Here is a 7198-nt window from a genome sequence, read left to right on the forward strand (position 1 = left end):
GGTCCATGTGGGAGCTGCCGAAGGCTGCGATCTTTTTTTGTTTTGTCTCAATATATGGGATTGATATTTATATATTGAGATTTATGGGTGTCCAGGTTTATAGTCCGCCTCACTCACTGCCAAAAAACAGAACAGGTGAAGCGATGCGGGCGCAATTGATCGCGCTGGATTGGGGGACAACCTCATTACGTGCTTACAAACTTGCCGCGGGCGGCCAGGTGCTCGAGCAGCGTTCGCTGTCGTCGGGGATCATGCAGCTGCCCAAGGCGCCGCGAATCATCGGCGGTCGCGAATGCACCGATGGTTTTGAACTGGCCTTCGATGAGGCCTGCGGTGACTGGCTCGATGCCCAACCCGATTTGCCGGTGATTGCCTGCGGCATGGTCGGCAGCGCCCAGGGCTGGCGCGAAGCGGCTTACCGCGATACACCGGCGAACGTCGCCAGTCTCGGAACCTCCCTGCAAATTGTGCGCAGTCTTCGCGGTGTCGACGTGCACATCGTGCCTGGGGTGATTCAGCGTTCGCACTTGCCCAACGTCATGCGTGGTGAAGAAACCCAGGTACTCGGCGTGCTGCAAACCCTGTCGAGCGAGGCGGGCGCCGATCTGCTGATCGGCCTGCCGGGCAGCCATTCGAAATGGGTGGAAGTGACCGAAGGCTGCATCGTGCATTTCGATACGTTCATGACCGGCGAAGTCTTCGCCGTGCTCAGCGAACACAGCATTCTGGGGCGCACGCAGCAGCGCGGCGGCGCGTTCGATGGCGAGGCTTTCGATCGCGGCGTGCAGGTCGCGTTATCGGCGGACGGCGACATCGGTGTGCTGTCGACCCTGTTCAGTGCCCGCAGCCTGGGCCTGACCGGCGAACTGAGCGCCACGGCGCAGGCGGATTATCTGTCCGGCCTGCTGATTGGCCATGAACTGGCAGCCCTGGCCAACGTTCAACGACGCCGACGCAACAGCGTGCACCTGCCTTCAATCATCCTGATCGGCAATTCCCAACTGTGCAGCCGCTATAGCCGGGCCCTCGACGCCTGCGGTTTTGCCCGGGTGACCCTGGCCGAACAGGCCACCGAACGCGGGTTGTGGCAACTGGCGGTCGCCGCCGGATTGATTGCCGCCAGCCCATCCCGTTAAACCTGACTGGAGTCCTGACATGCTCAAACAAGCACTGGCGCAAAACGGTCTGATCGCGATCCTGCGCGGCCTGCGTCCGCAAGAAGCCGCCGCCATCGGAGAAGTCCTGTACGCAGCCGGATTTCGCGTCATCGAAGTGCCGCTCAATTCCCCCGAGCCGTACGAAAGTATCCGCATCCTGCGCAGTACCTTGCCCGCCGATTGCCTGATCGGTGCAGGCACGGTGCTGACGCCGGAGCAGGTCGAGCAAGTGAAGGCGGCAGGTGGCCAGGTGATCGTCATGCCCCACAGCGATCCCAAGGTGCTGCGTGCGGCGAAAGCGGCCGGTTTGTATCTGTCGCCGGGCGTCGCCACGCCGACCGAAGCCTTCGCGGCGCTGGCCGAAGGTGCGGATGTGCTGAAGATGTTCCCGGCCGAGCAGATGGGCCCGGCGGTCGTCAAAGCCTGGCTCGCGGTGCTGCCGGCGGGAACGATTCTGGCGCCGGTCGGCGGGATCACCCCGGACAACATGCAGGTGTTCATCGACGCGGGTGTCAAAGGCTTCGGCCTGGGTTCGGGCTTGTTCAAGCCGGGCATGACGCCTGAGCAAGTGTCGGTCAATGCCAAGGCCTATGTCGCTGCATGGAACGCTCTGCGTTAAGACTTTTCCGGCGCCGAGCGCGCTGCAAATAACAAGAGAGACAACCAGATGAAAATCACCAAACTGACCACCTTCATCGTTCCGCCGCGCTGGTGCTTCCTCAAGGTCGAAACCGACGAAGGCGTCACCGGCTGGGGCGAGCCCGTGGTCGAAGGCCGTGCCCACACCGTTGCCGCGGCCGTTGAAGAATTGTCCGACTACCTGATCGGCAAGGACCCACGCAACATCGAAGACATCTGGACCGTGCTTTACCGCGGTGGCTTCTATCGCGGCGGTGCGATCCACATGAGCGCCCTGGCCGGTATCGACCAGGCGTTGTGGGACATCAAGGGCAAGGCGTTGGGGGTGTCAGTCAGCGACCTGCTGGGCGGCCAGGTGCGGGACAAGATACGCGTGTATTCGTGGATCGGCGGCGACCGTCCGGCAGACACCGCGCGGGCGGCAAAAGAAGCGGTCAGCCGTGGTTTTACCGCGGTAAAAATGAACGGCACCGAAGAGTTGCAGTTCCTCGATACCTTCGAAAAAGTCGACCTGGCCCTGGCCAATGTCGCGGCCGTACGTGATGCGGTGGGTCCGAATGTCGGCATCGGCGTGGACTTCCATGGCCGGGTGCACAAGCCGATGGCCAAGGTGCTGATGAAGGAACTCGACCCGTACAAACTGATGTTCATCGAAGAGCCGGTACTCAGCGAAAACTACGAAGCGCTCAAGGAACTGGCGCCGCTGACCAGCACGCCGATTGCCCTGGGTGAGCGCCTGTTCTCGCGCTGGGATTTCAAGCGCGTGCTCAGCGAAGGCTATGTCGACATCATTCAACCCGATGCGTCCCACGCCGGCGGCATCACCGAAACCCGCAAGATCGCCAACATGGCCGAGGCCTACGACGTGGCGTTGGCGCTGCATTGTCCGTTGGGCCCGATTGCATTGGCCGCGTGCCTGCAACTGGATGCGGTCTGCTACAACGCGTTCATCCAGGAACAAAGCCTGGGCATCCACTACAACGAGAGCAACGACCTGCTCGACTATGTGAAGGACCCACGGGTATTCGACTACGACAAAGGCTTCGTGAAGATCCCGAATGGCCCGGGCCTGGGCATCGAGATCAACGAGGAATACGTGATCGAACGCGCGGCTGTCGGCCACCGCTGGCGCAACCCGATCTGGCGCCACGCCGACGGCAGCTTTGCCGAGTGGTGATCACTCCCTGATTCAACACTGAATCCTGTGGGAGCTGGCTTGCCAGCGATGGCGGCGGCACATCCAGCATTGATGTGACTGACAGGATGCTATCGCTGGCGAGCCAGCTCCCACAGGGTTCAGTACTAGTTTCACGACGACCTCAATAAACATAAAAAGAGGCACCCCCCCATGCAACCGCAAACCCTCACCGGGCAGGCGTCGTTGGTGACGCCCAGCCGCAAGCGGTTTTTCATCATGGTCCTGCTGTTCATCACCGTGGTGATCAACTACCTGGACCGCAGCAACCTGTCGATTGCCGCGCCGGCGCTGACCAGCGACCTGGGCATCGATCCGATTCACGTCGGCCTGATCTTTTCAGCCTTCGGCTGGACCTACGCCGCCATGCAGATTCCCGGTGGCTGGCTGGTGGACCGGGTACCGCCGCGCATTCTCTACAGCGTTGCACTGTTGCTGTGGTCGGTGGCCACGGTGATGCTGGGTTTCGCCGCCAGTTTCATCGCGCTGTTCGTGCTGCGCATGGCGGTAGGCGCTCTGGAAGCACCGGCCTATCCGATCAACAGCCGCGTCGTCACCACCTGGTTTCCGGAGCGCGAACGGGCTACGGCCATCGGTTTCTACACCTCCGGGCAGTTTGTCGGCCTGGCGTTCCTGACACCGGTGCTGGCCTGGCTGCAGCATCACTATGGCTGGCACATGGTGTTCGTCAGCACCGGCGCGGTGGGCATTATCTGGGCCGTGATCTGGTACGCGGTCTATCGCGAACCCCGGGATTTCAAAGGTGCCAACGATGCTGAAATCGAGCTGATCCGCGAAGGCGGTGGCCTCGTCGACATTCAGTCCGAACAAGCCAAAGTCAAAGCCAAATTCAGTTGGACCGACCTCGGCATTGTCCTGACCAAGCGCAAACTCTGGGGCATCTACCTCGGCCAGTTCTGCCTCAACTCGACGCTGTGGTTTTTCCTGACGTGGTTCCCGACCTACCTGGTGAAATATCGCGGCATGGACTTCATCAAGTCCGGCCTGCTGGCGTCGCTGCCGTTTCTCGCGGCTTTTGTCGGCGTGCTGTGTTCGGGTTTCTTCTCCGACTTCCTGATCCGTCGTGGTTATTCGGTAGGTTTCGCCCGCAAGTTACCGATCATCAGTGGTCTGCTGATTTCCACCTCGATTATCGGTGCCAACTTCGTTGAGTCGACGCCGCTGGTGATTGCCTTCCTCGCGTTGGCGTTTTTCGGCAACGGCCTGGCTTCGATCACCTGGTCGCTGGTGTCGACCCTGGCACCGGCGCGCTTGCTGGGTCTGACCGGTGGGGTGTTCAACTTCATCGGCAACCTGTCGGCCATCGCCACGCCGATTGTCATCGGTTTCCTCGCCACGGGCGATTCTTTTGCTCCGGCGATCACCTACATCTCGGTGCTGGCGTTGATGGGGGCACTTTCCTACGTGTTGCTGGTGGGCAAGGTCGAGCGTATCAAGTTGTAGTCTTGGCATGCGGGCGACCATAATGCCGCCCGTTCCCTCGCTCAACGGTAAAGGCTGAATATGCAGGAAGACGCCCCAAAAATCCCCAAGGACGCCGCGCCGACCGGCACCCAGACCCTGCTTCGCGGTCTGGGTGTAGTTCAGGCCGTAGCCAGCGGCGCCCGCGATCTCAAGGAAATCGCCCGGCTGATCGGCACCACGCGCAGCACCACCCATCGTCTGGCCAGTTGCCTGGTGGACGAACGTTATCTGCGGGTGGTGCCGCAAGTCGGTTATCTGCTGGGGCCGAAGCTGATCGAACTGGGGTTTCAGGCGCGGGAAGAGTTGCCGTTGGTGACCCTGGCCGGGCCGTATCTGGATGAACTGTCGGCGTTGACCGGCGACACCATTCACCTGGCCATCCGCGAAGGCGATGAAGTGCTGTACCTGCACAAGAATCCGGGACGCAATGGCCCGGAAATGCGTTCGCGTGTCGGCCATCGCATGCCGTTGGCGCGCACCGGGATCGGCAAGGCCCTGATGCTCGATGACACACCGCAAGAGTGGCAGCGGCTGTACGAAATCAGCCTGCCGGCAGGCGGAAAAAATCAGTTCTGGCCGCAGCATCCGGAGCAGTCCTGGGAGCAGTTCCAGCAGCGCATGCTCGAATATGTCGCCGGTGGCTACGCCTTCGATCTGGAAGACAACGAACCCTCGATACGCTGCGTGGCGGCACCGATCCGCGATGCCAGCAAGCGCATTGTCGCCGGCATCAGCATCGCCAGTACCGTGCCCTACATGCCGTTGGAAAAAATGGCCGAGCTGATTCCCCTGATCAAAGGGGCTACGGCCCGGTTGTCAGCGGAACTTGGTTTGAAGGTATAAGGCGCGAAGGTCAGGTTTCGGCCTTCTTCTCAGCCACACCCAGCTCTTTCAGGCGATGATCGATCAGCTGGCATTTGTCCGGCAGATCCTTGGAAGCGGTCCCCAAATCCATTTTCTGCAGCTCATCGTTGATTTCCTTGGCCTTGGCCGGGTTCTGCTCGGTCAATTTGGTAACTTCCCGAGCCAACTGTTCGCGCTTGATGGTGGCTTCCTCAGGTGTGCAGGCCCAGACGGGCAGGGCGCAGGCGAGGGTGGCGGCGAGGGTGAGTTTCAGCAGGGTTTTCATCGGTCAGGCCTCGGTTCCGGTTAAGGCGGGTTAACCGGTTGAGGGCTCGTGGGTGGAAAAAGTTCAGACAGGTCTGGGCTGAAGTTGTCTCTCAAAAACACCGCCAACCCACTGTGGGAGCGAGCCTGCTCGCGAAGGCGGTGGTTTAGTCAATATTGATGTTGGCTGACACACAGCTTTCGCGAGCAGGCTCGCTCCCACAAAGGACCTGCGGGTATCCAATTTAACCTCCGTGGCAGCAACTGGGTTTCGCCGCGTCCTCATACTTGTCGTGATGCCTTACCCACTCCATGATTTCCTCCTCGTTGCGTCCTTTGGGCGTCAGGTCAAGGTAGTTGTAGGCACCAACCAGCAGGTCCAGACCACGGGCATAAGTCGAGTAGGTGTGAAAAATCTCACCGGCTTCATTGCGATAAAACACGCTGAGCCCTGGCAGTTCTTCTTCGGAGCCGTCGGTCTTTTCATAGTTGTAGGTGGCTTTGCCGGCGGCGACGTCTTCGGCTCGGGCCGAGACGCCAAAGTCGTAGTTGAAGTCGCAGCCTTCGGACGACACCCAGTCAAATCTCCAGCCCATGCGCCGTTTGAAGGCCTGGAATTCGGCGAACGGGGCGTGGGAAACCGCTACCACTGCTACATCGTGGTGGGCCAGGTGCTGGTTGGCGCCGTCGATGTGGTCGGAGAGGAACGAGCAACCGGGGCAGCCCTCATCCCAGCCTTCGGCAAACATGAAGTGGTAAATGACCAGCTGGCTGCGGCCACCGAACAGGTCGGCGAGTTTCAGTTCGCCTTGCGGCCCCTGGAAGTGGTAGTCCTTGTCGATTTTCACCCAGGGCAGGGCGCGGCGTTCGGCGCTGAGTCTGTCCCGTTCCTTGGTGAAGGCCTTTTCGTGGGCCAGGTGCTGTATGCGGGCGGCGAGCCATTCTTCCCGGGACACGACGGGATGATTCTGAATGTTCATGGTGATTTCTCCTGCGTGGGGCTGGGAGGTGACGTACACAGCCTAGTCGTTTGGCCCTGGGGTAATTCGACATACCGCCGGTCGGTCGTAGCAAAAACCTGAGCTGAACGGCTACCGACCACGCCGGTCACAACCTATGAAGGCCCTCTCACTCTCGGGCTCCGGAGGTTGAATCAGGATGACGACTTATAACTGGGATTTGATTGAGCGTTTGCTGCATGAGGTGCAGCACGGCGAAGCCAGCTTTACGCCACGGCCCTATGCCGAGCAGTATGTGGCAGCCAAAACGGCCGAAGGCGAGGTCACTGAAAACCTCGACCATCTGAAAGCAGTGGCTGGTGAGTATGAAAAATTGCTGTTGGCGCGAGGTTATATCGAACCCCGGCCCGAGGATCAGGGGGGGACGGGTTCAAATTACATTTTGACGATGCGCGGATCGAGGTTATTGAGCCTGATCGACAGCAGCATTCCCGGTAATGACCATCCGCGCCAAGTGCTGGATGAGCAGGACGATGCACTGGATGAAGCGACGTTTGATGAGGTGGCTTCGAAGGCGCAGATTGCTTGAGAACTACAAGTATCCCCCTGTGGGAGCGAGCCTGCTCGCGAATACCGCAGATCAATCACCACAGTTC

Annotated in this window: 8 protein-coding genes; 6 read left to right on the forward strand and 2 right to left on the reverse strand. The window is 60.3% G+C overall.

Features of this window, described 5'->3' with window-relative positions:
- Window positions 1-143 precede the first annotated feature (143 nt).
- The 5 genes from ACW9HW_RS27765 (at window position 144) to ACW9HW_RS27785 (ending at window position 5319) form a co-directional block, all read left to right on the forward strand.
- Window positions 144-1136: a 2-dehydro-3-deoxygalactonokinase gene (locus tag ACW9HW_RS27765; protein WP_457402512.1), complete on the forward strand. Its 993-nt coding sequence runs from the start codon at window positions 144-146 to the stop codon at window positions 1134-1136.
- 19 nt (window positions 1137-1155) lie between these two features.
- Window positions 1156-1776, forward strand: coding sequence for a 2-dehydro-3-deoxy-6-phosphogalactonate aldolase (locus ACW9HW_RS27770; RefSeq protein WP_457402514.1), 621 nt, complete (start codon window positions 1156-1158; stop codon window positions 1774-1776).
- A gap of 48 nt (window positions 1777-1824) precedes the next feature.
- Window positions 1825-2973, forward strand: a complete 1149-nt coding sequence (gene dgoD / locus ACW9HW_RS27775; RefSeq protein WP_008085519.1) for a galactonate dehydratase — start codon at window positions 1825-1827, stop codon at window positions 2971-2973.
- Window positions 2974-3144: 171 nt separating this feature from the next.
- The gene (locus ACW9HW_RS27780; RefSeq protein ID WP_095196398.1) at window positions 3145-4455 is read left to right on the forward strand and encodes an MFS transporter; all 1311 of its coding nucleotides are present in this window, start codon (window positions 3145-3147) and stop codon (window positions 4453-4455) included.
- Window positions 4456-4515: 60 nt separating this feature from the next.
- A complete protein-coding gene (locus ACW9HW_RS27785; RefSeq protein ID WP_457402516.1) occupies window positions 4516-5319 on the forward strand; it encodes an IclR family transcriptional regulator in 804 nt (267 codons plus the stop codon).
- A gap of 10 nt (window positions 5320-5329) precedes the next feature.
- On the opposite strand, the gene ACW9HW_RS27790 is transcribed toward ACW9HW_RS27785, so the two are convergent.
- Window positions 5330-5605: a hypothetical protein gene (locus ACW9HW_RS27790; protein ID WP_095196400.1), complete on the reverse strand. Its 276-nt coding sequence runs from the start codon at window positions 5603-5605 to the stop codon at window positions 5330-5332.
- Between the two features lie 223 nt (window positions 5606-5828).
- Window positions 5829-6563 (reverse strand): DUF899 domain-containing protein, encoded by a 735-nt coding sequence (locus ACW9HW_RS27795; RefSeq protein WP_457402518.1) that lies wholly within the window; start codon window positions 6561-6563, stop codon window positions 5829-5831.
- 178 nt (window positions 6564-6741) lie between these two features.
- Between ACW9HW_RS27795 and ACW9HW_RS27800 the strand changes: the two genes are divergently transcribed.
- Window positions 6742-7131, forward strand: a complete 390-nt coding sequence (locus tag ACW9HW_RS27800) for a transcriptional regulator (protein WP_457402520.1) — start codon at window positions 6742-6744, stop codon at window positions 7129-7131.
- Window positions 7132-7198: the final 67 nt, after the last annotated feature.

Source organism: Pseudomonas sp. SDO5532_S415, assembly GCF_054071155.1.

What these genes read in the sequence shown, in the direction of transcription:
- ACW9HW_RS27800 (WP_457402520.1), top strand. Translation starts at nt 6,742, where the DNA reads ATGACGACTTATAACTGGGATTTGATTGAGCGTTTGCTGCATGAGGTG.
- ACW9HW_RS27780 (WP_095196398.1), top strand. Translation starts at nt 3,145, where the DNA reads ATGCAACCGCAAACCCTCACCGGGCAGGCGTCGTTGGTGACGCCCAGC.
- ACW9HW_RS27765 (WP_457402512.1), top strand. Translation starts at nt 144, where the DNA reads ATGCGGGCGCAATTGATCGCGCTGGATTGGGGGACAACCTCATTACGT.
- ACW9HW_RS27795 (WP_457402518.1), bottom strand. Translation starts at nt 6,563, where the DNA reads ATGAACATTCAGAATCATCCCGTCGTGTCCCGGGAAGAATGGCTCGCC.
- ACW9HW_RS27770 (WP_457402514.1), top strand. Translation starts at nt 1,156, where the DNA reads ATGCTCAAACAAGCACTGGCGCAAAACGGTCTGATCGCGATCCTGCGC.
- dgoD (WP_008085519.1), top strand. Translation starts at nt 1,825, where the DNA reads ATGAAAATCACCAAACTGACCACCTTCATCGTTCCGCCGCGCTGGTGC.
- ACW9HW_RS27790 (WP_095196400.1), bottom strand. Translation starts at nt 5,605, where the DNA reads ATGAAAACCCTGCTGAAACTCACCCTCGCCGCCACCCTCGCCTGCGCC.
- ACW9HW_RS27785 (WP_457402516.1), top strand. Translation starts at nt 4,516, where the DNA reads ATGCAGGAAGACGCCCCAAAAATCCCCAAGGACGCCGCGCCGACCGGC.